Origin of the sequence: Martinezella multihospitum (assembly GCF_900094585.1) — a bacterium.
In the GTDB taxonomy this organism is placed as follows: Bacteria; Pseudomonadota; Alphaproteobacteria; order Rhizobiales; family Rhizobiaceae; genus Rhizobium; species Rhizobium multihospitium.
In genome coordinates this window covers 1-25,148 of record NZ_FMAG01000007.1, presented here as the reverse complement: position 1 = coordinate 25,148, position 25,148 = coordinate 1, and the positions used below count along the sequence as shown (strand labels likewise).

Sequence of the window (25,148 nt, the reverse complement as noted above, 5' to 3'; positions counted from 1 at the left end):
TAAGTTTAGCGCCGACCGTCAAGCGTTGCGAAGCACGAGGACGGCGTAAATGCACGGCTCCTCGCTTTCATTCTGGAAGATGCAATCCGTCGGCGGACCAAGCTCCAGGCAATCGCCCGCCGACATCAGATGCCTGGCGTCTCCCTCGATAAAGGTCAGCCGTCCCTCCAGCACCCAGATGAGCTGTCGCATGAAGGCATAGGCCGATGCAGGCATCGGAACTTCCGCCCCCGCGGGCAATTCGATGCGGACGAGATCGAGCGGCAGGTCCGACTTCGGGGAAACGTGCCGGCGCTCATAGCCCGTCTGCGGATCGACCCAGATGGGCTGCTCTTCCTTTCGGAGAAATCGGCCCTGCTGCATCTCCGCACGTGCCATCAAGGTCGACATGCTCAGGCTGAAGGCACCGGAAAGCTTGCCGAGCAGCGTCGCTGTCGGGCTGCTTTCGCCACGCTCGATCTTGTGGATCATGGCACGGGATACGGTCGAGCGTTCGGCCAGCTCCGTCAGCGACCAGCCACGGCTTTCCCGTTCGATGCGAATGCGTGCGCCGATGCGCCTGTCGATATCATCAAGTTGAGACATGCGTTTTACTATAGTGGACTTCGGCTGAGATGACAATCGATGCCCCGCACCTTCGAAAGATCGCCTCGCACAGGTCTCGACAGCATGGAAAAGAAGTGCAGCTTCACTCAAAGAGTAACTTGGCTATTGAAAATTCTGCATATTTTATTGCAGTTGCCGAGATACAAACCATCGGCAGCGTTTTGTTTTCCTGGATTTTCGTAATAATATAGTAGACAGATATGGAAATCGGTGTATGACAGGATAGAGCAACAAAACACATATTCATCCAATTTAGTGGATGCCCTACGGAGCCAACCAATGCAAATTCGCGATGCGAGAGACGAGGATCTCGCGGGGATAACCGCGATCTACAATGATGCAGTCGCTAATACCGCCGCGATCTGGAACGAAACGCTGGTCGATATCGCCAACCGCCGGCAGTGGCTGCAGGATCGGCATAAGCTCGGCTATCCCGTGCTGGTGGCCACAGACGATCGCGGCGACGTCATTGGCTATGCCTCGTTCGGCGACTGGCGCGCCTTCGACGGCTACCGGCATACGGTCGAGCACTCCGTCTACGTCCGCAACGATCAATATCGCGGCGGCATCGGCAAGGCGCTGATGATCGAATTGATCGAGCGCGCCCGGGCGATCGGCAAACATGCGATGGTTGCGGGCATCGAGGCGGGCAATGAGGCTTCGATCCGGCTGCACGAAAAGCTCGGCTTCCAGCAGGTCGGCCTTCTGCCGCAAGTCGGCACCAAGTTCGGACGCTGGCTGGATCTGGCATTTCTCCAGCTCCTGCTCGATCAGCGCACAGAACCGGACAGCAAGCCAACAGTCTGAGGCTCAAACATCATGCCGATTACGGTGGCAACGCTCATTCTCGCCGGCATATCGCTGGTTGTGCAGAACGCGCTGATGGTGCGGATCACCCAGTCGGTATCGACCGTGCTGATCACGCTGGTCATCAACTCCTCGGTCGGGCTGACCGCATTGCTTGCGATCCTGATTTCCCGCAACGGCCTCGCCGGCCTTGCGGAAGCGGCCGGCGCCGTCAGGCCGTGGGCCTTGCTGCCGGGCCTGCTCGGCTCGTTCTTCGTCTTTGCCGGCATCCTCGGATATCAACGGCTTGGCGCGGCCCCCACCATCGCCGTGCTCGTCGCAAGCCAGCTCCTGACCGGCCTGGCATTCGACGCCGCCATCTCCGGAAAGACGATGGCCGGCTTCAGCGCATGGCAGCTTGTCGGAGCATTGCTGCTCGTCAGCGGCGCCGTTCTCGTTGCTGGTCGAAACGCCTAAACCGCGACTTCGGCCGCAATCGCGGCATGCGGCTCATAGCCCAGAACCTCGAAATCCTCGATGCGATAATCGTCGATGCTGTCGGGCCGGCGCAGCAGTCGCAAGGTCGGGAACGGCTTCGGCTCGCGGCTGAGCTGCTCGCGGATCGCATCCAGATGGTTGAGATAGAGGTGGACGTCACCGCCCGACCAGACCAGCTCTCCCATATCCATATCGACCTGCTGCGCGACCATGGCGAGCAGGGCCGCCTGCTGGCAGATGTTGAAGGGATTGCCGAGGAAGAGGTCGCAGGAGCGCTGGAACACCATCAGGCTGAGACGCGGCCGCTTGCCCCCCTCGCCCGAGATGTTCGACACATGGAATTGATAGACCATATGGCAGGGATGCAGCGCCATGTCGGCAAGCTCTCCGACATTCCATGCATGGAAGATCATGCGGCGGCTGCTTGGATTAGTTTTGAGATCCTTGATGACCGACGCGAGCTGGTCATGCACCCGGCCCTCGGCATCGCGCCACTGCCGCCACTGCTTGCCATAGACAGGGCCGAGATCGCCCCACTGGAGAGCGAAAGCCTCATCCTCGAGGACACGCTTCTCGAAGGCAAGCTGATCGATATCCTCGCCCGTCGCCTTGCGATATTTCGCTAGCGGCCAGTCGGTCCAGATCCGAACGTTCTCTTTCAGGAGATTGCGGATATTGGTGTCGCCGGTCAGGAACCACAGCATTTCCTTGACGGCGAGCTTCCAGTAGACGCGCTTCGTCGTGAAGATCGGGATCTGCCCCTTCGAAAGATCGAAACGCATCATAGCGCCAAGCCCGCTCAAGGTGCCGACGCCGGTTCGATCGATGCGGCGATCACCATGTTCGAGCAGGTGCGCCATCAGGTCGAGATATTGATACTCTGGGTGACGAGCCATCTTCCGCTCCGAAATCGCTTGAAATTTCCGGCCATAGGGATGCCTGGGCGACAGCCTGCCGATTCCTTTTTCGCAATTTTAATGACAAGCCGCGGCGAAACCAACCACTAGGAAACGTAATACAGGCAAATCACCGAGCCGCGCAGGCAAACCGATGTTTCCGCGACGTTAATATGACAATTGCCCTTCCCTTCGCCCGCGGAAAACACTATATCACCCTTGCCGGTCTTCGGGCCGGCTATGGCGATAAATGAGCGGTGTAATAAACCTATTGGACCCGGGGGCGGTACCCGGCGCCTCCACCAAAAACCGGCCGGCAAGACTGGCGTCAGACCGGCTTTTGATGGGGGCGAAACAGGATCGACAAGGGTGTAAAGATCGACTTTTCGCTCGGCATTGTACCGCCGTTATCGGGCTAAAATTGTAGTTGCAAACGACAACTATGCGGAAGCTCGTCTCGCTGCTTAATCGCGGTGTGACACTTCAAATAAAGTCCTAAGGGGTCGCACTCTTAGGCGGGGTTCGAAGGCACCTGGCAACAGAAGCCTTCACCTTCTTCTCCAGTGCTATATTATAGATCGACAGGCGGTGACTCGCGCATAGGGCTTTTCCGGCGGCGTTCAGCGTGGCATAAGCCTATAAAAAACATGGCCAACGAAAGACAGGAAAGCATGGGGCAGGATCATATCCGCTACGACATTTTGGCACAGGACGCCCTGCGTGGAGTGATCCGCAAGGTGCTGACCGAGGTCGGCGCTACAGGCCGCCTGCCCGGTGACCACCATTTCTTCATCACTTTTCTGACCGGTGCTCCCGGCGTGCGCATTTCGCAGCACCTGAAGTCGAAGTATCCGGAGCAGATGACCATCGTCATCCAGCATCAGTTCTGGGACCTGAAAATCACCGAGAGCCAGTTCGAGATCGGCCTCTCCTTCTCCGATGTTCCGGAAAAGCTGGTCGTCCCCTTCAACGCCATCCGCGGATTCTACGACCCTTCCGTCAATTTCGAGCTGGAGTTCGACGTCCCGTTGGCCGACGACGAAGAAGAGACTTCCTCCAGCGAAATCACTGCCTATCCGGTGCCGGTCGAAGGTGAGGAAGCGCCGGCGGCGGCAGCCAAGGAAGGCGAAGAAAAGAAGCCGGGATCGGTCGTCTCTCTCGACGCATTCCGCAAGAAGCAGTAGGCATTGCAGGGGAAGCATCCGCTTCCCCTTTTTCATATCGGTAACGGAAGAGATCGATGAGCGCCGAAATCGTCAATCTGCGCCAATTTCGCAAGAAGCAGGCCCGCTCGGACAAGGAAAAGCAGGCGGAGCAGAACCGCATCGCCTTTGGGCGAACCAAGGCCGAGAAGAAGCTGACGACGACGCTTAACGAAAAGGCCGCAAAGACGCACGAGGCCGGGCGAATCGAAACCAAGAAGACCGAAGACTAGTTTAGACCCCGAGATAAAAAACTTCAGAAATCAGTTGCTTACTTCCGCATTTTGAATCACTTTCAAAAATATCCCGCCATTTCCGATTTTTGATCGATCCGCTGATGATCCGTAAACATTCCGCGACGCTGCATGGCCATCGCACAAGCTTTTCCCTTGAGGATGCCTTCTGGACAGAACTGAAGGCTATCGCCAGCGCGCGCGGCACGTCGCTCGCGGCGCTGATCTCCGAGATCGACGACGGGCGCGAAGCCGGCAGCAATCTCTCCTCGGCACTTCGCCTCTATGTCCTCAGATGGCTGAAGGACCGCAACTGACGGCTGCGGGAAACTTGCGACAATGCCGTGAGCGTGCTTCAGCCGCCCGGCGTAGATCGGTTTGCAATTGCCCAGCCTATTGGGCAACCCCCGGCAATTCATTGAAGTTCAACGGTGCGGTCGTTTGCGGCGCCGGCGGATGCTGAGTTTCGGCCTTGGCTCGCGCGTCGGCCGCCGCCCTGGCCTTGGCCTCCTCTTCGGCTGCCTGCTTGGCACGCGCCTCTTCCTCCGCCTGCTTTTGCGCAGCCGCCTGCCGGGCTAGATCGCGCAGCCGCTCCTCTTCGGCACGGCGCTGCTGCTCTATGGCGGCATCGCGCTGGCGCTGAGCCTCGCGCGCGCCTGCCACATACTTGTACAGCGCGACCTCGCGCCGCAGCCTCTGCTTTTCAAGCACATTGGCCTGGAGGCGCTCGACACGGCGGCGTTCGCGCTCGAATGCCCGGACCGACAGGAAGCTGGTCACATCAGTCACATCCATTGTCCGGCCAGGTGAGGCCAGCGGTCCGGCGAAATCGAGGCGCAAGGCCGGTTCCGCGCCGCTCTGTGCTTCGGTGCCAGCGTTGAAATCGATGCCGAGAGAGCCGCGCATACGCTCATCCGGCAGACTGATTTCGGCATTGCCCGAAAGCTTTGCCAGATCATTGCTGGCGGCAATATTGGTCGCCCGCGCCACGCCCGCGGAAATGTTGAAAGGGATGCTCGTCGCCGGGAGAACAGCCTCGCCATTGTTGAGCAGCGTCTGGACGATCGGCAGCACCTTGGCGGCGGTGATATCGCCCTGGATCTGGTCCGTCGCCGAAAGGAGCGGCGGCAGGACGGAGAGATTGAGACCACGCACATGCGTTTCGCCGAGCTTAATTTCGCCCGAGCCGCTGGCATTGGCCGCAAGGTCGGCAATGCTCTTGCCACTCGCCTCGGCATTCATCGCAAGGCCGAAGCGACCGGTGGCAAGCGGTGCTCCGTCGCGTTGCCAGGCGACAACAGCGAGATCGCCGTTGGCCAGGCTGAGCTTCGTCTGCAGCAGACCGGTACCGTCGGAATTGGCAAGCATCGCGCTTCCGGTCAACGTGCCGCCATTCCAGCCGCCCGTCAGATCGTTAAGCCGCAATTCTTCGCCCTTGTAGCTCGCATTGGCGGTGAAATTCGAAATCGGACCGAATATGCCGGGCCAAACCTGCTTTGCGGAAAGCTTGACGCCGATATCCATCCCGCTGAAGGCAGGCAGGCCGAGCTTATCCTGGTTGAGAGCGCCCGTTTTCGGATCGCTCATCGGCCCGTAGATGGCTTCCGCCAGCCAATCGAGATCCGCCTTGTCGAGCGACAATTCACCTGACGCCCTGAGATTCAGCGCCTTCCGATCGACGGTCAGCGTGCCGGACATGTTGTTGTCGGCAAACAGTCCCTTCATGTCCGAAAACACGATCTTGTCCGGGTTTAGGGCGGCATTGGCCTGAAACTTCACCGGCAAACCGGCGCCCATCTGCGGAATACCGATGCCGTTCATCACGAAATAAGGATCGATGTCGGCGCTTTCGAGCGATAGCGCTACGTTGCCGTTGAGGAAGGTAGCAGGACGGACATCCACCTTGCCGTTTGCGGTAAACGATGTCTTGTCGGTCGCAAAGGTGAGTGCGGCATCCGCCGGATCGGTACCGCTTGCGGACACTTTCAGCGTCAGACGACCATTGGCATCGGCTTCAACAGGCAACGGATCGAGACCCGCCTGGCCGAACAGGATCGACGTCACCGAATTTTCCAGCGTTCCCTCTAGTGTCGTGGTGCCCTTGCCCGTGAAAGCCGAGAGATCGGACATGCGATAATCGAAATTGACGCGGCTGCCGTTGGAAACGCCGGCAAGCGTCACCGTCAGTGCGTTGTCCTGATCCCCGCCGAGCGTCACTGCGCCGCGAAGAGCAGTGTTTCCATACCATGCGGCGTTGCGCACCAACCGGTCCATGACGGGATGATGCGGCAGATGCTGGCGCAGCATTTCGAAAAACGGCCCCGGATCGGCGGCCTTGAAGGTGATCTCGCCCGATCCCTTGTAGTCGGAAGGCGAACCGTCAGCACGGCCAGTTGCGGTGATTTCGGCGCCGGCAACATTGCGCACCGAAAGCTTGTCGAGCGTCAGAGCGCCGTCGGCCACGGAAAATGAGGTATCGACATTATCGGCAGGCACGCCGAAAGCCATGAATTTTCCGGCCTGCAGATGCGCCGTGATCCGATGATCGAAGAGGGATTCCCCCGTATCCTGGCCAGTAAAGAGCCCGGTCAGCGCCCTTAGCGCGTCAAGGTCGAGGGCATCGCCGGTCAGGTCGACGGCAAGCTTTGGCGGGACCTTGTCTGTCCCGCTCTGGCGATCGATCCGGCCTTTCAGCGTGGCCGAACCGATTGCGATCTCTAGGTTTTCGAAGCGCTGCTCGTCATGCTGCAGGCTGACATCGGCAGAGAAGCCGGCCTGGCGCAGCTGCCGGATCGACGGATCGACGGACCCCACAAGCCATGATGCCAATCCTGAGGGCTGGTTGGACGCGACGACCAGATTGCCGATGAAATTCGGCTCGCCCCGCAGCATAAGATTGCCCCGCGCCTCGACCTGCGTGCGTCCAGGCATCATGCCGATCGCATGATCTATCTTCCATCCCGTTCCCGCCGGCTCAAGATCGAGTTGCACGTCGCGTATGGTGGTGTCGCCCGCCACAATCGCCGGCAACCGGAAGGTCGCCTTGCCGGGGACCTGCGGCACAGGGACTTCGGCGGCGATCGCAATCAGGCTGTTCAGGCGCTGCCGCGCCGAGATCGCCGGGTTGCGATTGGTCTTGCCGTTGGTGCCCTTGTTGCTGCCGAGACGATTGACGTCGATCTGCTGGCCATCGGCCGTCAGCAGGAATTCCGGCTTGGAACCCGTATCCAGCGTCGCCTCGCCGGTAACGACATAAGGGTCGTCATCGGCGCCGACTTCGAGCCGGTACTCAGGGACGCGAATGCGATCATTCGTCAGCTCGAAACGGCCCTTGATGCGGGGCTGCACCTTCTGATCGGCTGAATCACGGGCCTGCTTGTCGTTCACGCCGGCCGTGAAGGAACCCATGTAATCGGGCTTGCTGTTGACCAGCTTCAGCTCGCCGTCGAGATCGACGTTCAACGGATGGCGGTCCGGCATCAGCCGGGTGCGGACGCGCAAGACGCCGTTATCGTCAGGCTGGCTGCTGGAAATCGTAAAATTGCCATGCTCGTTGTCGAGCGCCGCATCGCCTTCGATGCGCCATGGCCCGGCCAGCGACCGCGCCGACATCTGGGCGTTCAGGCCCGTGACATGCCGGGTTCTGCCCGTTTGCTCGTCGATGAAGAGAATATCGCCGTCTTCGACGTGAACGCTTTCGAGCACCACGGACTTCGCAGGAATTTCCGGTTGGCTGCCGCGCATCCAGTCGAGCGTGCCATCCTTCAGCAGCCGCAGCCGTACCTTGGGCTTGGACACCCGCATGTCGAAGATCAGCGCTTCGCCGGACAGGAAAGGCGCAAGTTCCGCATCCATGGAGAATTCGGCAATCTGTACCAGCGGCGTGCCGTCGGCCTCCTGACCAACGCGGACATCATGCAGCGTCACCGATGGGAACGGCAGGAGGCGGGCATCCACGGTGCCATGAACGGTCACCTTCTTGCCGATGATGCGGCTCGCCTGATCCTCGAAATTCTTGCGAAAATCGGTCCAGTCTATGAAGAGCGGAGCGAGCAGCGCCACGAACAGCACCACCACAAGCAATCCACCCAGAAAAACCAGGACCCTACCTAACAACGCGTATCGTCTCCAATCTTCATTCCCAACATATGCAGGCGTCGCTTATCAGAGCGCATACACGGCATAACCTAGAATATGCACAGTTCTACCCGATCCCTGCCTGCCACAGCAGCTCTTTTTAAGAGGTATGCCACCCATCTAGCACCTACATGTGGCTTTTCATGACAAAAACCGGAAAAGTGCGGCTGCAGCCTAGCGTCATTCCAGCCTGTAGCAAGCCAAGATCATGAAAATATTCCATCTTTCAGTGCCTGCGGAATATCTTCCCTGGATTGAAAATGGCATCCGGATCGAGCGACTCCTTGATCTGGCGCATCAGATCGACCGCATCGCCGAGTTCCTGCTCGAGAAACGCCATCTTCCCCTGCCCTATCCCATGTTCGCCCGTGCATGTGCCGTCCATGGCGAGCGCGCGCGCATTGAGGCGCGCGACGAAATCTTCGACGACAGCGATACCCTCCGGCGTCTTATCGTCGAACAGGACGAGCACATGGAAATTGCCATCACCGGCATGGCCGACGATCGGTGCCAGCAGGCCATGCGCCTCGATATCGGCCTGGGTTTCCGCGACGCATTCGGCAAGGCGCGAGATCGGCACGCAGACATCCGTCGACAGGGCGGCCAACTCGGGTGCTAGTGCCCGGCAGGCCCAATACGCGTCATGACGGGCCTTCCAGAGCTTGTTGCGTTCTTCTGCGTTGCTTGTCCAAAGGAATTCGCCGCCACCGCATTCGGCCGCAATCTCGGCAAATTGTGCCGATTGCAGTGCAACGGTCTCGTCGGTGCCGTGGAATTCAAGGAAAAGCGTCGGCTTCTCATCATAGGTCAGGCCGGAATAACGGTTGCAGGCCCGCATCTGCATGGCATCGAGCAGCTCGATACGCGCGACAGGAATACCCATCTGGATCGTCATGATGACGGCATCGCAAGCCGCCTTGATATCCGGAAAGGCGCAGGCGCCCCCGGCGATCTTCTGCGGAATACCCTGCAGGCGGAGCGTGATAGAAGTCAGTACGCCGAGCGTGCCCTCGGCACCGACGAAAAGTCGCGTCAGATCGTAGCCGGCGGATGATTTCTTCGCGCGCCGAGCGGTGCGGATTTCCTCGCCATTGGCGGTCACCACGGTCACGGACAGCACATTGTCCTTCATCGTGCCATAACGTACGGCATTCGTGCCCGATGCGCGCGTCGATGCCATGCCGCCGATCGAGGCATTGGCACCCGGATCGATCGGAAAGAACAGACCGGTGTCGCGCAGATAAGTGTTGAGTTGCTCGCGGGTGACGCCGGGCTCGACCGTGCAATCCAGATCCTCGGCATTGACTTCGAGAATACGGCTCATGCGGCTGAAATCGATGGAAATACCGCCTTGCGGCGCATTCACCTGGCCCTCAAGCGAAGATCCCGTCCCGAAGGGAATGACCGGAACCTTATGCTCGGCGCATGCCTTGACGACGGTCTGCACGTCTTCCCGCGTTTCGGCAAAAACCACACCGTCCGGGAGCTGCGATGGGATATAGGTCGTGGTGTGAGCGTGCTGGGCGCGAAAACTTTCACCAGTCTGGAAGCGCTCTCCGAAAGCCTGTTTGAGAATGCCGAGAACAGCCGTTATGCCCGCCTCGTTACGTGCTCCCGCCTTCGCATCAGCCAGAACCATAATCCGAATCTCCCATCGCGATCATCGAAGGGCGTTAACCCTTTTATCGGTTCTATGGGACATCGGCGCGGCGCTGTCCAGTGATGAAAATCAACCACAACTGTCGCACCCTCCCACCTCTCAATCTTTGATCTGGATCGACTTGAGCGACATAGCCGGACAAGAACCTCAATAAACTCGCGAACAGAAACTGCCCATTTTTTCAGCAGGACGCGACGCAAACCGGTCATCGGGAACAAACAACCTGGAGGTCTGGATCTGCAATCGACGGAACGTCGGCATTGCTCCAGCGACTGGCACGGGTCTTGCTTTTTGCCTTCCAGCTTTCACACAGCCCAATTGGAAGGATATTCGATGAAGCGCAGACAAATGCTCATGGCACTCGGAATTGCGATGCTCGCGATGGGGTCGGTTTCCGCCCCTGACGCAGCTCGGGCGGATGCTCTGGGCGACATAGCTTCCCGCGGCACGCTCCGCGTCGCCGTTCCGCAGGACTTCCCGCCCTTTGGCAGCGTTGGCACGGATATGGCGCCGATGGGCTACGACATCGACATGGCCAATCTGATCGGCGAGAAACTCGGCGTGAAGACGGAGCTTGTCCCTGTCACCAGCGCCAACCGCATTCCCTACCTGCAGACGAACAAGGTCGATCTGGTGATCTCGAGCCTTGGCAAGAATCCGGATCGTGAAAAGGTCATCGATTTCTCCGACGCTTACGCACCCTTCTTCAACGGCGTTTTCGGACCTGGCGACGTCAGTGCCGCAAAGCCGGAAGACCTGTCCGGAAAAACGATCGGCGTCACGCGCGGCGCGATCGAGGATCTGGCATTGACCAAGGTCGCGCCCCAGGATGCGACGATCAAGCGCTACGAAGACAACAACGGCACCATCTCTGCCTTCCTGTCCGGACAGGTCCAGCTGGTCGCGACCGGCAACGTTGTCGCCGCCGCCATTCTCGCCAAGAACCCGCCGAAGAAGCCGGAGATGAAATTCCTCATCACCAACTCCCCCTGCTACATCGGGCTCAACAAGAACGAGCAGGCACTGCAGAAGAAGGTCGATGAGATCATTACTGCCGCCAAGGCAGATGGGACTCTGAACAAGATGTCGCAGAAGTGGCTGGGCGCCGACCTGCCGGCAGGCTTCTAATCAACGCACGACCGATCGCGCCGTCATCCGGCGGCGTGATCGGTCAGAGCGAGGCTCCATCCATGCGCTATCATTTCGACTTCGGCTGGCTGGCCGATTACTATCCCACGCTGGTCAAGGGCGTTCTCGTCACGGTGGAGCTGACCCTTATCGGCGCTGTGCTTGGCATCATCCTAGGCATCGCCTGCGCCTGGGCGCGCGCGCTCGGTCCGGTCTGGCTCAAGCCCTTCGTCGCCATCTATGTCGAGCTGATCCGCAACACGCCGTTTCTGATCCAGCTCTTCTTCATTTTCTTCGGCCTGCCCGGCATTGGCGTTCAGATGAACGAGATGACCGCCGCCAATCTCGCCATGGTCATCAATCTCGGCGCCTATAGCTGCGAGATCATCCGCGCCGGCATCCAGGCGACGCCGCGCGGCCAGTTCGAAGCCGGCGCCAGCCTTGCCATGACCCGGTTCGAGACCTTCCGGCATGTCGTTCTCGTGCCATCCCTGCAACGCATCTGGCCGGCGCTTTCGTCACAGGTCGTTATCGTCATGCTCGGCTCCTCGGTCGTCTCGCAGATCGCCGCCGAAGATCTGACCTTCGCGGCAAACTTCATCCAGTCGCGCTCGTTCCGCGCCTTCGAAGCCTATTTCGTTTCCACGGCGATCTATCTCGCGCTGGCGATCCTGCTCCGGCAAGCGCTCGCGGCCGTGGGCGTGCTGATCTTTCCACGCAGGGTGCGCCAATGATCCAGTTCACCACCTGGGATATTCTGCGCGGCCTGTTGCTGGCAGCGCGTTGGACGATCCTCCTCTCCCTAGTCTCCTTTGTCGGTGGCGCCATCGTCGGCGCAATCCTGCTGTTCCTGCGCATCGGCAAGGCCAAAGCCGGCCGCATCGCCGTCAGATATTTCGTCGAGCTGTTTCAGGGCACGCCGCTGCTGATGCAGCTCTTCCTGGCCTTCTTCGGTCTGGGCTTGTTCGGCATCGACGTACCGGCCTGGCTGGCCGCCGGCGTTGCGCTGACGCTCTGGTCGGCTGCCTTCCTGACGGAAATCTGGCGCGGCTGCGTCGAGGCCGTCGCCAAGGGGCAATGGGAGGCTTCGGCCAGCCTTGGCATGGGCTATATCCAGCAGATGCGCCATGTGATCCTGCCACAGGCGCTGCGCATCGCCGTGCCGCCGACCGTCGGTTTTTCCGTGCAAGTGGTCAAAGGCACGGCCCTCACCTCCATCATCGGTTTTGTCGAGCTTTCGAAGGCCGGCACCGTTATCACCAATGCGACCTTCCAGCCCTTCACCGTCTACGGCTTCGTCGCGCTCATCTATTTTGCCCTGTGCTGGCCGCTGTCGAAAAGCAGCCAGATCCTGGAGAGGAAGCTCAATGTCGCTCATCGAAATCACTGAAGTCCGCAAGAGCTTCGGCACTAACGAAGTCCTGAAGGGCATCAACCTCGATGTCGAACCCGGCGAGGTCATCGCCATCATCGGCAAGAGCGGCTCTGGAAAGTCAACGCTGCTACGCTGCATCAACGGGCTGGAAACGATCAATGACGGTTCGATCTCCGTCGCCGGCGCGCAGCTTTTGCCTGACGACCTGCATTTGAAGGCGCTGCGGCTGAAGGTCGGCATGATCTTCCAGCAGTTCAATCTCTTCCCGCACCTGAGCGCGGGACGTAACGTCATGCTCTCACAGATGGTCGTCAAGAAGACCGCCAAGGCCGAAGCCGAGGCCATGGCACGACGGATGCTCGACCGTGTCGGCCTCGGCCACAAGTTCGACGCCTATCCGGATGAACTCTCCGGCGGCCAGCAGCAGCGCGTCGCTATAGCCAGGGCGCTCGCCATGCAGCCGATCGCGCTGCTCTGCGATGAAATCACCTCGGCCCTCGATCCTGAGCTCGTCGCCGAGGTTCTCGCTGTCGTCCGCGAACTGGCAAGCGAAGGCATGACATTGCTGATGGTGACTCACGAGATGAAATTCGCCCGGGACGTCTGCTCCCGTGTCGTCTTCATGCACCAGGGCCGCGTGCATGAAATCGGACCGCCGGGCGAGGTCTTTGCCAATCCGCAAACGCCGGAGCTCAAGCAGTTCCTCGGCCTTCATTGAGAGCCGGCAGGCCCCGCTAACCGGCTCTCTGAACCATATTGTTCCAGGCACCTGGAGCAATGCCGAACGCCTTCTTGAAATGCCGGCTCAGATGGCTCTGATCGGCAAATCCGGTTGCTGCAGCCACCTCCGCTATCGGCTCTCCCGCGCCGATCATCGCCTTTGCCTGTTGCAGCCGCCGCATCAGCAGGAACCGATGCGGGCTTGTCGCAAAGGCGGCGCGGAAATGCCGCGCCAGCGCAAAACGATCGAGACCGGTGACGCGTTCCAGTTCCTGCGAGCGCACACCCCGCGTGACATGCGCCTCGAGATAATCCCGCGCAGTCTTCACCTGCCCCCAGGCAATGGCGCCCAGGGGCCGTTGCGGCAAACGGGCATGCTGGACGAGACCGTCGGTGAGCCGCGAGACGAAGTCGTCGACGAAGAGCTCATCCAGCTCGCGATCGAGCTCGCCGAGCGCCGCCAGCAACAAGCGGGCGAGACGATTGTCTTCCACCACGGGATCATCGACGAAAGGCAGGCCGACACGCGCCGCCTCAAGGCATTGAAACATGACCGATGGCTCCAGATAGAGCATGCGATAGACAAGCCCGTCCTCCGTCGCCGCTCCGCCATCATGCAGCTCGTCCGGATGCAGGATGATCACCCGCCCCGGCAGGCTGTAGCGCTGCTCGCCGCGATAGCGGAATGTCTGAACGCCGCGCATGGTGACGCCGAGCGCGTAGGTATCGTGCCGGTGCAGATCGAAGGCATCGCCCCGGAACTGCGCCTGGATGCGCTCGATGCCCGGATAGGCCGGCGCCGACAGAATGCGGTTGGCATCCGGCGTCACGCACAAACGTTCAAGACCCTCGAAGATCTGTCCGGCTACATCGTCGTGCAATGTCCCATTCCCAGACTGCATGAAAGTGACCATCGATGTTCGATACCAAAATCGCGATCGTTTTGCGAAGCGACCTTCAATCCTGGCAAAAGCTGAACGTAACTGCCTTCTTGTCGACAGGCATTGCCGGGCAGCATCCCGACATCATCGGCGAACCCTATCGCGATCGCGCCGGCAACGTCTACAACGCATTGTCGATCCAGCCGGTTATCGTTCTATCCGCCGATCAGGACAATATCGCCGCCATTCATCGTCGCTCGCTGGAGCGCGGCGTCACGTCTTCCATCTTCATCGAGGAAATGTTTGCGACCGGCCATGACGTCGCAAATCGCGCCGTCTTCTCAGAATTCGCACCCGAAGATGCCAAGGTCGTCGGCATCGCCTTGCGCGCAGACAAGAAGATCGTCGACAAGATCACCAAGGGCGCGAGCATGCATGCGTGATCGGATGCGCAAAGAAAACGGCCGGATGATGAGACCCGGCCGTTTTTGTTGAAAAGGCTTAGCCGTTCTGCGTGATCGGTGCGATCTGGATTTCGACGCGACGGTTCTGGGCGCGGCCAGCCTCGTTCGCATTCGTTGCAACCGGCTGCGACGGGCCGAAACCGATGGCCGACATGCGGCGCTGATCGATGCCCTGGCTGCCGAGGTAGGAGGCAACCGATCCGGCGCGGCGTTCGGACAGATCCTGGTTATGCTGCAGGCTGCCGGTCGAATCCGTATGACCATTGACGTCGATCAGCGTGCGGTTGAACTTGCGCAAAACGATCGCGACCGAATTCAGCGTCGGGAAGAATTCTGGCTTGATCGCATCCTGGTCGATATCGAAGGTGATCGCCGACGGCATGTTGAGGATGATGCGGTCGCCGACGCGGGTCACCGAAACGCCGGTGCCCTGCAGCTGCGCACGCAGCTCGGATTCCTGCTGGTCCATGTAGTTGCCGATGCCCGCACCCGCGAGCGCACCGACGCCGGCGCCGATCAACGCGGCATTGCGGCGCGAGGCCGGCGAATGACCGATCAGAAGACCGGCAACGGCACCGACGCCGGCACCGATAGCTGCGCCGCCGGCGGTATTGGATACCTTCTGCTCACCCGTATAAGGATCAGTGGTGGTGCATGCGTTCAAAAAGGCTGTCGCTAGGGCAAAAATGGCAATTTTCTTGATCATAGAATCGTCGCTCTCCGGTTCGATGGCCGCAGCAGATATGAAGCATTGCGGCAATATCATGAAGAGAAATCTTATCTAGCCCTTTGTCCCCTGTGCACAGAGCGTCGGCAAAGCTTTGCCGAAGCCGGCTTATGCGGACGTACGGAGCCATCCAGCCGCCGGCCCTATTAATTTCAGCCGCCCGCTACAATCAGTGGTTCTGGAAGAGTTGCAGAACCGTATTGTAGCTCGCATTGGCAATCGACAGAGATTGCAGCCCGAGTTGTTGCTGAGCCTGCAGCGCCAGAACCTTGCTCGACTGCTGCTCCATATCGGCATCCACGAGTTTGCCGACGCCGCTGGTCAGCGAATCGTTGAGAGTCTTGGCGAACTCGGTCTGAAGATTGATGCGCGATTCGAGGGAGCCGAAGGCGGATCCGATCGTCTTGAGCTGGTTCAGCATTCCCGTTACGGTATTGACCATGTCGACAATGGCGCCCTGGGTCGTATTCGCGTCGAGTGAGATCTCCACTTGGCCGCTCGTATTGCCGTTCTGGCTGCTGACCAGCACATAATTCTTGGCCGCTCCGGCTTCGGTGGCGAAAGATGTCGACGTCAGCACGCCATATCCGCCGGTGCCGCTCGACTGATCGTCTATCAGATAGCGGGCATCGGCCGAGGTGATTGGGCCTGTCGTCGAGCTGACGCCTGCATAACTCAGCATACCGATCGTCACGGTGCCGTTGGTGCCCCGGATAAGGGAGCCGGGAATCTCATGGGGGTCAGTCGGGTCCGCGCCGTCTTGCAGCACGGTCCAGTTGACCCCGTTGAACGTCGCCGACTCCCCGACGCTGCGCAGCTGCTGCTTGAGCTCCGTGATCTCGTCATTGAGCTTCGTTTTGTCGATGCTGGTCTCATAGGCGCTGACGAGCTTCGTCCTGATCTCGGTCACGACGTCGATCGCGCTGCTGACACCCGTGGAAGCGGTGCTGACGGTCGAGGCGGCGAGACCAAGCGCATCCTGAACCGACGAAATCGCGCCGATGTCCGTATGCGTCAAAGTCGAGATTTTCCAGTAGGTGGCATTGTCTCTGGCCGACTGAACCCGCAGGCCCGACGACATCTGTCGTTCGGCATTGCCCAGTTTGGTCTGAGTGTCCCTCAGCACTTCCAGCGCTGTATTCACAGAGGGACTGACCCTGATGAAGGTCGAAAAAATACTCACGGCACATGAACTCCGGACGCAACAATACGCAACAAATACAAGGAGACATTGAAACCTTGCCGCGGGCGCTCATGCGCGCGGGCCGAGCGTGTCGGCGAACGGGGAGCGAGGCAAAACAACGCCTGCACTCCAGCGGTTACATACCGCTATGATTAGCAAACATGCTTAAGAAAGCGCTAAGATCAACGCATGATTCACCATAAATAAGCGCAGGGCATGTGGCGAACTCAACTCAACCGTGCCCGCCCTACTCCGCCGCCCGAAGATTGACGAGCTTCGCTCGCAGCGCCGCATCCGACATCTCGCCATGCAACCGCTGCTCCTCATGCGTCTGCGGCTTCGCGAAACGCGCAATCAGCAGATAGGCGACCGGCGTGATGTAAAGTGTCACCAGGGTCGCGAAACCGAGACCGCCGACGATCACCCAACCGAGCGCGATGCGCGCTTCTGCGCCGGCCCCCTGGGCAAAGACAAGTGGCACGCCGCCAAGGATGGTCGCGATCATCGTCATCATGACCGGACGCAGACGCAGTGCGCAGGCCTTTTCGATCGCCTCGCGCACGCTTTCGCCCTTGTCGCGAAGCTGATTGGCGAACTCGACGATCAGAATGCCGTTCTTCGCCATGACACCGACAAGCAGCACCAGGCCGATCTGGCTGTAGATATTCAGGCTCGACCCGGTGATGACGAGCGCAAAGACGGCGCAGGCAAGGCCGAGCGGCACCGTGGACATGATGATAACAGACGACAGCACGCTTTCGAACTGCGCAGCCAGCACCAGGAAGATGATGACGATGGCGAAGCCGAAGGTGAGCATCATGCCGCTGGAATTTTCCTCAAGTGTCGCCGCTTCGGTGAGGGGCATCAACCTCGACCCCGACGGCAATAGCGGCGTTGCGATTCGCGTCACTTCCTCGACCGCCTGCCCGAGCGACATGCCGCTCTTGAGGCCTGCGGTGATCGCGACCGAAGCGAGCTGCTGCTCGCGGGTCAGCTGCGGCGCGACCGCATTCTCCTTCAGGGAAGCGATCACCGACATCGGCACGATCTTGCCGTCGCCGGTCTTCAGGAAGACGTTTTCGAGATCTGTCGGATCGTCGATCGGCCGCATCGTCGAGGTCAGCAGCACCGGATAGGATTCGCCTGCGACGAACACGTCGACGACCGAACGTCCTTCCAGCAACGACTGCAGCGCGACCGAAAGACCTGATATATCGACGCCGAGATCGGAAGCGCGCTCGCGGTCGATGGTGACGGAGACCTGGGCCTGCGTCGGCTCATTGTTCAGCCGCGGCGTGTCGAACCGGCCCGTCTTGTCAAGTTCCTGCACGAGCTTCAGTGCGGCCTCGGTCAGCGCCTCGTGATTGTTGCCGATGAGAGCCATCTGCACGCCACTGCCGGCGCCACGGATACGCAGGCTGTTGGCCTGGATGACATTGCCGCGCAGAGCCGGCACGCCGGCCATGGCGCGGTTGATATCGGTGACGATCTCCTGCTGCGTGCGATGACGCTCGCCCCAGGGCGCCAGCGTCAGCACCATGAAGCCGCTGTTCTTCTGGCTGTTCATGCCCGAAATCGCGTAGATATTTCTTATGTCGCCGCTATCAATCAGCGGCTGCAACCGTTCTTCCACGCGCTGCAATTGATCCTTGGTATAGTCGAGGCCGGCGCCTTGCGGCGTCGTGAGACGCAGCATGACCATGGCGCGGTCTTCGTTCGGCGTCAGTTCGCTTCTGACGTTCGTGAAAGCGAAGACCGCAGCGGCCGCAAACATGACGCAGAAGACGATGACGACGAAAGGCGCGTTGAGACAGGCCCTTAGCGTGCGGCGATAGACGCCGGAAAAAAGCTCGCCGAAACGGCCGAGCGCTCCGTGTTCCTCACGCATCTCCTTAGTCAGCATGCGAGAAGCGAGCATCGGGCAGAGTGTCAGCGCCACGATCGACGACAGGCCGACGGAGAAGGCAAGCACGAAACCGAACTCACGGAACAGGCCACCCACCTGCCCCGGCAGGAAGGAGAGCGGAATGAACACAGCGGCAAGTGTTGCCGTCGTCGCAATGACGGCGAAGAAGACTTCGCGCGTACCGAGCACGGCGGCTGCCCGCGGCCCGATCTTCTCGGCCCGACGACGAACGATATTCTCAAGCACGACGATGGCGTCGTCGACCACGAGGCCGGTTGCCAGCACGATCGCCAGCAGCGTCAGGATATTGACCGAGAAGCCGACCATGTAGAGCGCGGCAAGCGTGCCGATGAGCGCTACCGGCATGGTGACGACCGGTATCAGCGTCGCCCGCCAGTCGCGCAGAAAAAGATAGATGACGACGGTAACGATCAACGCCGAAAGCACCAGTGCCAGCACGACCTCATGGATGGCGCCCTGAATGAACACGGCGTCGTCGCTGGTAATAGCGATGCGCGTGCCTTCGGGCAGCGATTTCGAAAGCTGTGCGACCACAGCCTTCACGCCATCGGAAATATTCAGCGTGTTCGACTGAGCCTGACGGATAATGCCGAGGCCGACGCCCTGCACGCCATTCGAACGCAACGCGGTCGTGCCGTCCCTCGGCCCGAGCGTCACGGTCGCGACATCGGAGAGCCGCACGCGATCCTTAATGATCAGGCGGGAAAAATCCTCTGGCGTCTGCAAGGCAGCCGTGGCGCGCACGACGATATCCTGGCGCGCGCTCTTCAACGATCCGGCCGGCACGTCGAGCGCAGCGGTCGCAAGCGCCGTCGTCAGATCGCCGATCGTCAGCCCCCTGCCCGCAAGCGCGGCCTGATCGACGTCGATGCGGAAGATCTTTTCCTGGTCGCCATAGAGCTCGACATCGGCGACGCCTTCAACCGAGGCCAGCCGATCGGTGATTTCCTTGTCGACGAGCTGAGTGAGGTCGTCCATCGTCAGCGTGTTCGACGTGACGGCAAGGCGCATGATCGGCTGCGAATCCGAATCCGCCTTGACGATCTGCGGGGCATCCGCCTGATCGGGCAATTGCTCGGTGATACGGCCAATGGCGTCGCGGACATCGTTGGCGGCAACCGAAAGGTCGGTCGCATCCGAAAACTCCAGCGTCACCCGGCTCTGCCCGAAAGACGAGCTGGAGGAAACAGATTTCAGGCCGCTGACGCGGGCGACCGCCCCTTCGATGATCTTCGTCAGCTCCTGATCCACCGTCTGCGGCGATGCGCCATCGAATACGGTCCTCACAGTGACAACCGGACGGTCGACGTCTGGCAACTCACGCACTTCGACGCCGAAATAGGCGGCAAGGCCGGCCACGACCAGCAGCGTATTGAAAACAAGAGCCAGGATCGGCCGGCGGACGAAAAGCGCCGTAAAGGATTGCTTGGCCGCAGCCGAGCTGGCTTCCGTCGCGTCATCACCATGAGGTGTCATTGGGTGATGACCTCCTTGGATTGAGCGACATCACGGGCGAAGCGAACCTCACCGCCTTCCGTCACGCGCTGCAATCCCTCGACGACGATGAGATCGCCATTATGGAGATCGCCCCTGACAAGAACCGCATCCGGATTGCGCTGCACGACGCTGATGCGCACCTTCGACGACTTGCCGTCGACGATGCGCCAGACATGCGCGCCTGCCCCATCCCATTGCACCGCAAGCGGATCGACAGAGGGGTAGGATTCGCCGGCAAAGCGCATGCCGACATTGAAGGACATGCCGGCACGCAGCACATCCGAGGCGTTGTCGATGCGGGCACGCACGCGCAAGGTCCGGCTCGCACCATCGACACGATTATCGACCGCCTCGACTGCACCTGTAAATGCGCGTCCCGGCAGCGCCACCGAGGTCGCCTCCACCGGCTGGTCTACCTTGACGGTGTTGGCAAAGCGCTCCGGTACCCAGTAATCCACCAGGATTTCAGAGCGGTCGTCCAGCATGACGATATTCGTCGTCGTCGTGACATTGTCGCCGATAACGACCGGAACGATGCCGACGATGCCGTCGATGGGCGCGACGATGTCACGGCGCTTCAGCGCCAGTTCCGCCGATTGCAACGCCAGCTTGGTGCCCTGCTCGACGATCTCGGCATCGAACACATCCATGCGCGAGACGGTGGATTTGATATTGCGGTAGAGCTGCGATTTTTCGACAGCGCTCTTCAGCGCCACTTCCGCCTGGCCGCGAGCGATGATCTGCTCGTCGTCATCGAGACGCGCCAGCACCTGACCCTGCTTGACCCTGTCGCCAGACTTGATGAGAATTTCGCGGATCGTGCCCGCCGCCTGCGGCATGACAACGACTGAGCGGATCGCATCGCCGGTGCCGATGGCGCTGAGGCGATCATTGACGATGCCGCTGACCACCGGTTCCGTGACGACAAGCGGTATGTTCTGGCCACGCCGTCCGCCAGAGCTTGTCTTTGTCTCCGCCTTTCCGTCCGCCGCGTCATCGCGCGGAGCAATCCAGGCCACGACGGTCTCGGGAACACCGACCTTCTGCAGCAGGCCCGCCGCACTGGGCACGAAGGCCACGACAGCGGCAATGCCGGCTGCCAGCAAAAGAAAAGACAAGGAAAGCTGCTTCCAGGCGGTCATGCACGTCTCCGGCTCGTTGTCAGAGGCGATGAAATCGCGTCGTTGATTTCGTACGGCCCCTTACACACCCAGCGCACTTACAGGGGGCCAAATTCGGCTCGGACGGCTCTATAAAGCAAGATTGTGCCCGATTTGCTGCAATATCGTGTTTTTGAGCATATGCGGCAAGTTTTGCCACAGATTATGACAAAGTTGTAATCTTGGCGCGGACAACGAGACGTTTCATAGAGCCGCAAACAGGAAGGTTCGAGATATGAAACGGCTCCTTCTGCCGTCTTTCCTGCCTGTGAATGTGCACTTTTTGTTCTATTTTCGGCCCGTTTCTTTTGCCTTTCAGGGTAGAATCATTACATTGGGCCGCATGACCATTGGACATGACGATATTCCCTTCTTTGATGAGGAGCCGGAGCACACGGCGCCGCGCCGTTCTGCGCCGGCTGCCGGCAGCAACGGCGGCGGCATTGCCGCCCGCGCCATGGCGGCGCGCGACAGCGGCCGTCGGCCCGACTATCTCTCCGGCCTCAACGCCGAGCAGGCGGAAGCAGTGGAAACGCTCGACGGCCCCGTACTGGTGCTCGCGGGCGCCGGCACCGGCAAGACGCGCGTGCTGACGACCCGCATCGCGCATATCCTGTCCACAAACCGCGCCTTCCCCAGCCAGATCCTTGCCGTCACCTTCACCAACAAGGCGGCCCGCGAGATGAAGGAACGTATCGCGCTGCTCGTCGGCGGTGCGGTCGAAGGCATGCCCTGGCTCGGCACCTTCCACTCGATCGGCGTCAAACTGCTGCGCCGTCATGCCGAGCTGGTCGGCCTGACCTCCAGCTTCACCATTCTCGACACCGACGATGTCATCCGCCTGATCAAGCAGCTGATCCAGGCCGAAGGGCTCGACGACAAGCGCTGGCCGGCCAAGCAGTTCGCCGGAATGATCGACACCTGGAAGAACAAGGGCCTGAGCCCCTCCGAGATTCCGGAAGGCGACGCCCGCGCCTTTGCCAACGGCAAGGGCCGCGAGCTCTATGCCGCCTATCAGAACCGCCTGAAGACGCTGAACGCTTGCGACTTCGGCGATCTTTTGATGCATCCGATCAATATGTTCCGGCAGAATCCTGATATCCTCAAGGATTATCACCAGCGCTTCCGCTACATTCTGGTCGACGAGTATCAGGACACCAACACGGCGCAATACATGTGGCTTCGCCTGCTGGCGCAGCGACCGAAGGGCGAGCTGCAGAATGTCTGCTGCGTCGGCGACGACGACCAGTCGATCTACGGCTGGCGTGGCGCCGAGGTGGACAACATCCTGCGCTTCGAAAAGGATTTTCCGGGCGCCAAGGTCATCAAGCTCGAGCGCAACTACCGCTCCACCGAGCATATTCTCGGTGCCGCCGCGCATCTGATCGCCCATAATGAGGGCCGGCTCGGCAAGACGCTGTTCACCGACCGCTCCGACCCCGACGACATCAAGGTGCAGGTGCACGCTTCCTGGGATTCCGAGGAGGAAGCCCGCGCGATCGGCGAAGAGATCGAGCAGCTTCAGCGCAGCAAGCACAATCTCAACGACATCGCCATCCTCGTGCGCGCTTCCTTCCAGATGCGCGAATTCGAAGATCGTTTCGTCACGCTCGGCCTCAACTACCGTGTCGTCGGCGGCCCGCGCTTCTACGAGCGCCTCGAAATTCGCGATGCCATGGCCTATTTCCGCCTCGTCTGCCAGCCGGCCGACGATCTCGCCTTCGAACGCATCGTCAACACCCCGAAGCGCGGTCTCGGCGATACCACCGTGCGCGCGCTTCATGATTATGCCCGCGCCCGCGACATCCCGATGCTGGCGGCGGCGGGCGACATCATCGAGACGGACGAGATGAAGCCGAAGGCGCGCAAGGCGCTGTTCGACGTCGTGCAGTCCTTCCGCCGCTGGCAGGGCCTGCTCGAAAACACGCCGCATACCGAACTTGCCGAGCAGATCCTCGAAGAGTCCGGCTATACGGACATGTGGAAGAACGACAAATCGGCCGAAGCGCCGGGACGCCTGGAAAACCTGAAGGAACTGATCCGCTCCATGGACAGTTTCGAATCCATGCGCGGCTTTCTCGAGCACGTGTCGCTTGTCATGGATGCCGAGCAGAACGAAAATCTCGACGCCGTCTCCATCATGACGCTGCATTCCGCCAAGGGTCTGGAATTCGACACCGTGTTCCTGCCCGGCTGGGAGGAAGGCCTGTTTCCGCACCAGCGCTCGCTCGATGAAAGCGGCCGCGCCGGTCTCGAAGAAGAGCGCCGCCTCGCCTATGTCGGCATCACCCGCGCCAAGCGCCGCTGCCACATCTGGTTCGTTTCCAACCGCCGCATCCACGGCCTCTGGCAATCCACCATTCCCTCCCGCTTCCTCGACGAACTGCCGGAAACGCACGTCCAGGTCGCCGAAGTCGAGCAATCCTATGGCGGGTATGGCCGCGGCGGCTACGGCCAGTCCCGCTTCGACAAGGCCGATCCCTTCGCCAACAGCTATTCCACACCGGGCTGGAAGCGCGCGCAGGCCAACCGTAATGACGCGACCCGCGACAACTGGGGCAGCCGCTCCGGCCACGCCGTCGAGCGCATCGGCTATGGCGAAAGCGGTCCGAAAGTGCGCACCATCGACGGCGAGCTGGTGGCCAAATCCACCTCCTCCGAACCCTCGAAATTCATGGTCGGCGACCGCGTCTTCCACATCAAGTTCGGCAACGGCAATGTTTCAGAGATCGAGGGCAACAAGCTGACGATCGAATTCGACCGCGCCGGGCAGAAGCGCGTGCTGGATGGGTTTGTGGAGAGGGTGTGATCTACAAGGTCGTCTGGTTTGGGGCCGGAGGGTGGCGACGATCTTCGGCCCGGACTTGACTCGCTTGGGCCTCCTCACTTCTCACACACGCCGTCATCCTCGGGCTTGACCCGAGGATCCACGCACAAGCGCCCCTATCGAATAAAGCACTTCCTTTGAATCACGAGTGAGGATGCGACGCGGATGCCACAAGGCCAGCATGCACGGCGATCTAGAGCGTTTCATATTTTGTTTGAAGCGTATCCAGCATTGACAATGTAACTGGCGCACTCGTGTGGACCGATTGTCTGGACGAGTGAGCCGAGATATCGCCAGGTGTCTTCGATGGTGCGTGTTTGTGCTTTTCGCATCCAATGTTTGATCTTGGCGAAAGCCTGTTCGATTGGATTGAGGTCTGGTGAATAGGGCGGCAGAAACCAGAGCCTTGCGCCGGCGGCCTTGATCAACTGGCGTATCTGCCTGGATTTGTGGCTGCCCAGATTGTCCATGATGACGATGTCGCCTGGTCGCAGCGTCGGGACGAGTTGTTGCTCGACATAGGCCTTGAAGCATTGGCCATTGATCGGGCCGTCGAAGACGCAGGGTGCGGTGAGACAATCGGCCCGTAGCGCGCCGACGAAGGTCAATGTGCGCCAATGGCCATGCGGAGCAAAACCACGCAGGCGCTTACCCTTAACACCCCAGCCGTACAGCGGAGCCATATTGGTTTTAATCCAGGTTTCGTCGATGAACACGAGCCTTCGAGGATCAAGTCGCGTCTGCCATGACTGCCAGCGCTTGCGCCGACGGACGATGTCAGTGCGCGCCTGCTCAAGGGCAAACATCGTTTTTTTTGAAGCGCAGTCCCTCGCGGCGCAGGAAACGCCAAACGGCGTCATGTGAGACGATGACGCCTCTCACCGCCAGTTCGTCCTTGAGGCCGTGCAGGCTGATCTGCGGGGTCTGTGCAATCCGCTCGGCAATGAAAGCGCGATGCGGTTCCAAAAGGCGTTTGCGATGCCCTCCCATCTGACCGGGCGCGACGGAACCGCTGCGGCGATACCGCTGCGACCACTTCACAACAGATGAGACCGAGACACCAAACCGCGCCGCCACCGAGCGGCAGCTCTCTCCCGCCACAACAGCACCAACCACACGTTCACGCAGATCATTCGAAAGAGGTGCGACCATCAATGCTGACCTCCTCTCAGCCAGCATCTTGAATCACATTCGACACCAAAAGGGAATCCACGATTCAAACAAAATCAGAAACGCTCTAG

21 protein-coding genes and 1 other RNA gene are annotated in these 25,148 nt (G+C 60.3%); 12 read left to right on the top strand and 10 right to left on the bottom strand.

The window, feature by feature from the left end:
- Positions 1–18: 18 nt before the first annotated feature.
- Positions 19–585, bottom strand: a complete 567-nt coding sequence (locus GA0061103_RS25070) for a helix-turn-helix domain-containing protein (RefSeq protein WP_092715960.1) — start codon at positions 583–585, stop codon at positions 19–21.
- Between the two features lie 300 nt (positions 586–885).
- On the opposite strand from GA0061103_RS25070, the gene GA0061103_RS25065 reads away from it, so the two are divergent.
- Both GA0061103_RS25065 and GA0061103_RS25060 read left to right on the top strand, forming a co-directional pair.
- Positions 886–1,413 carry a GNAT family N-acetyltransferase gene (locus GA0061103_RS25065; RefSeq protein ID WP_092715958.1) on the top strand — a complete coding sequence of 176 codons (528 nt, stop codon included), beginning with the start codon at positions 886–888 and terminating at the stop codon, positions 1,411–1,413.
- A 12-nt stretch (positions 1,414–1,425) separates the two neighbouring features.
- A complete protein-coding gene (locus tag GA0061103_RS25060) occupies positions 1,426–1,869 on the top strand; it encodes a DMT family transporter (RefSeq protein ID WP_092715956.1) in 444 nt (147 codons plus the stop codon).
- On the opposite strand, the gene GA0061103_RS25055 is transcribed toward GA0061103_RS25060, so the two are convergent.
- Complete coding sequence (locus GA0061103_RS25055) at positions 1,866–2,786, bottom strand: thymidylate synthase (RefSeq protein WP_092715954.1); 921 nt, start codon at positions 2,784–2,786, stop codon at positions 1,866–1,868. The genes GA0061103_RS25060 and GA0061103_RS25055 overlap by 4 nt on opposite strands.
- 182 nt (positions 2,787–2,968) lie before the next feature.
- On the opposite strand from GA0061103_RS25055, the gene ssrA reads away from it, so the two are divergent.
- The 4 genes from ssrA (at position 2,969) to GA0061103_RS25035 (ending at position 4,538) form a co-directional block, all read left to right on the top strand.
- Positions 2,969–3,339, top strand: a transfer-messenger RNA (tmRNA) gene (gene ssrA, locus GA0061103_RS25050).
- Between the two features lie 118 nt (positions 3,340–3,457).
- On the top strand, positions 3,458–3,970 hold the full coding sequence (locus GA0061103_RS25045; protein WP_092715952.1) for an SspB family protein: 513 nt from the start codon (positions 3,458–3,460) through the stop codon (positions 3,968–3,970).
- A gap of 56 nt (positions 3,971–4,026) precedes the next feature.
- Complete coding sequence (locus GA0061103_RS25040; protein ID WP_075850874.1) at positions 4,027–4,221, top strand: DUF4169 family protein; 195 nt, start codon at positions 4,027–4,029, stop codon at positions 4,219–4,221.
- A gap of 104 nt (positions 4,222–4,325) precedes the next feature.
- The gene (locus GA0061103_RS25035) at positions 4,326–4,538 is read left to right on the top strand and encodes a ribbon-helix-helix domain-containing protein (protein WP_092716493.1); all 213 of its coding nucleotides are present in this window, start codon (positions 4,326–4,328) and stop codon (positions 4,536–4,538) included.
- Positions 4,539–4,614: 76 nt separating this feature from the next.
- Here the strand turns inward: GA0061103_RS25035 and GA0061103_RS25030 are convergent, their stop codons facing one another.
- Complete coding sequence (locus tag GA0061103_RS25030; protein ID WP_092715950.1) at positions 4,615–8,337, bottom strand: AsmA family protein; 3,723 nt, start codon at positions 8,335–8,337, stop codon at positions 4,615–4,617.
- 247 nt (positions 8,338–8,584) lie between these two features.
- Positions 8,585–9,997 (bottom strand): FAD-binding oxidoreductase, encoded by a 1,413-nt coding sequence (locus GA0061103_RS25025; RefSeq protein ID WP_092715948.1) that lies wholly within the window; start codon positions 9,995–9,997, stop codon positions 8,585–8,587.
- Between the two features lie 369 nt (positions 9,998–10,366).
- Here GA0061103_RS25025 and GA0061103_RS25020 point away from each other — a divergent pair, with 369 nt between their 5' ends.
- The 4 genes from GA0061103_RS25020 (at position 10,367) to GA0061103_RS25005 (ending at position 13,239) form a co-directional block, all read left to right on the top strand.
- Positions 10,367–11,146: a transporter substrate-binding domain-containing protein gene (locus GA0061103_RS25020; protein ID WP_245304871.1), complete on the top strand. Its 780-nt coding sequence runs from the start codon at positions 10,367–10,369 to the stop codon at positions 11,144–11,146.
- Positions 11,147–11,208: 62 nt separating this feature from the next.
- The gene (locus GA0061103_RS25015) at positions 11,209–11,880 is read left to right on the top strand and encodes an amino acid ABC transporter permease (RefSeq protein WP_092715944.1); all 672 of its coding nucleotides are present in this window, start codon (positions 11,209–11,211) and stop codon (positions 11,878–11,880) included.
- Positions 11,877–12,536 (top strand): amino acid ABC transporter permease, encoded by a 660-nt coding sequence (locus GA0061103_RS25010; protein ID WP_092715942.1) that lies wholly within the window; start codon positions 11,877–11,879, stop codon positions 12,534–12,536. Before GA0061103_RS25015 ends, GA0061103_RS25010 begins: the two co-directional genes overlap by 4 nt.
- The gene (locus tag GA0061103_RS25005; protein WP_092715940.1) at positions 12,514–13,239 is read left to right on the top strand and encodes an amino acid ABC transporter ATP-binding protein; all 726 of its coding nucleotides are present in this window, start codon (positions 12,514–12,516) and stop codon (positions 13,237–13,239) included. Before GA0061103_RS25010 ends, GA0061103_RS25005 begins: the two co-directional genes overlap by 23 nt.
- Before the next feature lie 16 nt (positions 13,240–13,255).
- Here the strand turns inward: GA0061103_RS25005 and GA0061103_RS25000 are convergent, their stop codons facing one another.
- The gene (locus GA0061103_RS25000) at positions 13,256–14,143 is read right to left on the bottom strand and encodes an AraC family transcriptional regulator (protein ID WP_425349542.1); all 888 of its coding nucleotides are present in this window, start codon (positions 14,141–14,143) and stop codon (positions 13,256–13,258) included.
- Between the two features lie 14 nt (positions 14,144–14,157).
- Here GA0061103_RS25000 and GA0061103_RS24995 point away from each other — a divergent pair, with 14 nt between their 5' ends.
- Entirely contained in the window at positions 14,158–14,565 is a 408-nt protein-coding gene (locus GA0061103_RS24995) for a DUF2000 family protein (protein ID WP_092715938.1), read from the top strand.
- A gap of 58 nt (positions 14,566–14,623) precedes the next feature.
- Here GA0061103_RS24995 and GA0061103_RS24990 read toward each other — a convergent pair whose 3' ends face one another.
- From GA0061103_RS24990 to GA0061103_RS24975, 4 genes are all read right to left on the bottom strand, one after another.
- Positions 14,624–15,292: a YiaD family glycine zipper/OmpA-like lipoprotein gene (locus GA0061103_RS24990; RefSeq protein WP_092716490.1), complete on the bottom strand. Its 669-nt coding sequence runs from the start codon at positions 15,290–15,292 to the stop codon at positions 14,624–14,626.
- 190 nt (positions 15,293–15,482) lie between these two features.
- Complete coding sequence (locus GA0061103_RS24985) at positions 15,483–16,496, bottom strand: flagellin N-terminal helical domain-containing protein (protein WP_092715936.1); 1,014 nt, start codon at positions 16,494–16,496, stop codon at positions 15,483–15,485.
- Between the two features lie 247 nt (positions 16,497–16,743).
- Entirely contained in the window at positions 16,744–19,899 is a 3,156-nt protein-coding gene (locus GA0061103_RS24980) for an efflux RND transporter permease subunit (RefSeq protein WP_092715934.1), read from the bottom strand.
- On the bottom strand, positions 19,896–21,062 hold the full coding sequence (locus tag GA0061103_RS24975; protein WP_092715932.1) for an efflux RND transporter periplasmic adaptor subunit: 1,167 nt from the start codon (positions 21,060–21,062) through the stop codon (positions 19,896–19,898). The genes GA0061103_RS24980 and GA0061103_RS24975 overlap by 4 nt, the downstream gene beginning before the upstream one ends.
- A gap of 361 nt (positions 21,063–21,423) precedes the next feature.
- Between GA0061103_RS24975 and GA0061103_RS24970 the strand changes: the two genes are divergently transcribed.
- Positions 21,424–23,889, top strand: coding sequence for an ATP-dependent helicase (locus tag GA0061103_RS24970; protein ID WP_092716488.1), 2,466 nt, complete (start codon positions 21,424–21,426; stop codon positions 23,887–23,889).
- 221 nt (positions 23,890–24,110) lie between these two features.
- Here GA0061103_RS24970 and GA0061103_RS24965 read toward each other — a convergent pair.
- Positions 24,111–25,059 (bottom strand): IS630 family transposase gene (locus GA0061103_RS24965; protein WP_092711274.1). Its coding sequence is split into 2 segments (ribosomal slippage): positions 24,111–24,722 and positions 24,724–25,059, totalling 948 coding nucleotides; the frame shifts between segments, so codons are not numbered across the junction.
- Between the last annotated feature and the right edge of the window lie 89 nt (positions 25,060–25,148).

Coding starts and splice junctions, on each gene's coding strand:
- GA0061103_RS25070 (WP_092715960.1), bottom strand. CDS start 585: ATGTCTCAACTTGATGATATCGACAGGCGCATCGGCGCACGCATTCGC.
- GA0061103_RS25065 (WP_092715958.1), top strand. CDS start 886: ATGCAAATTCGCGATGCGAGAGACGAGGATCTCGCGGGGATAACCGCG.
- GA0061103_RS25060 (WP_092715956.1), top strand. CDS start 1,426: ATGCCGATTACGGTGGCAACGCTCATTCTCGCCGGCATATCGCTGGTT.
- GA0061103_RS25055 (WP_092715954.1), bottom strand. CDS start 2,786: ATGGCTCGTCACCCAGAGTATCAATATCTCGACCTGATGGCGCACCTG.
- GA0061103_RS25045 (WP_092715952.1), top strand. CDS start 3,458: ATGGGGCAGGATCATATCCGCTACGACATTTTGGCACAGGACGCCCTG.
- GA0061103_RS25040 (WP_075850874.1), top strand. CDS start 4,027: ATGAGCGCCGAAATCGTCAATCTGCGCCAATTTCGCAAGAAGCAGGCC.
- GA0061103_RS25035 (WP_092716493.1), top strand. CDS start 4,326: ATGATCCGTAAACATTCCGCGACGCTGCATGGCCATCGCACAAGCTTT.
- GA0061103_RS25025 (WP_092715948.1), bottom strand. CDS start 9,997: ATGGTTCTGGCTGATGCGAAGGCGGGAGCACGTAACGAGGCGGGCATA.
- GA0061103_RS25020 (WP_245304871.1), top strand. CDS start 10,367: ATGCTCATGGCACTCGGAATTGCGATGCTCGCGATGGGGTCGGTTTCC.
- GA0061103_RS25015 (WP_092715944.1), top strand. CDS start 11,209: ATGCGCTATCATTTCGACTTCGGCTGGCTGGCCGATTACTATCCCACG.
- GA0061103_RS25010 (WP_092715942.1), top strand. CDS start 11,877: ATGATCCAGTTCACCACCTGGGATATTCTGCGCGGCCTGTTGCTGGCA.
- GA0061103_RS25005 (WP_092715940.1), top strand. CDS start 12,514: ATGTCGCTCATCGAAATCACTGAAGTCCGCAAGAGCTTCGGCACTAAC.
- GA0061103_RS25000 (WP_425349542.1), bottom strand. CDS start 14,143: ATGCAGTCTGGGAATGGGACATTGCACGACGATGTAGCCGGACAGATC.
- GA0061103_RS24995 (WP_092715938.1), top strand. CDS start 14,158: ATGTTCGATACCAAAATCGCGATCGTTTTGCGAAGCGACCTTCAATCC.
- GA0061103_RS24990 (WP_092716490.1), bottom strand. CDS start 15,292: ATGATCAAGAAAATTGCCATTTTTGCCCTAGCGACAGCCTTTTTGAAC.
- GA0061103_RS24980 (WP_092715934.1), bottom strand. CDS start 19,899: ATGACACCTCATGGTGATGACGCGACGGAAGCCAGCTCGGCTGCGGCC.
- GA0061103_RS24975 (WP_092715932.1), bottom strand. CDS start 21,062: ATGACCGCCTGGAAGCAGCTTTCCTTGTCTTTTCTTTTGCTGGCAGCC.
- GA0061103_RS24970 (WP_092716488.1), top strand. CDS start 21,424: ATGACCATTGGACATGACGATATTCCCTTCTTTGATGAGGAGCCGGAG.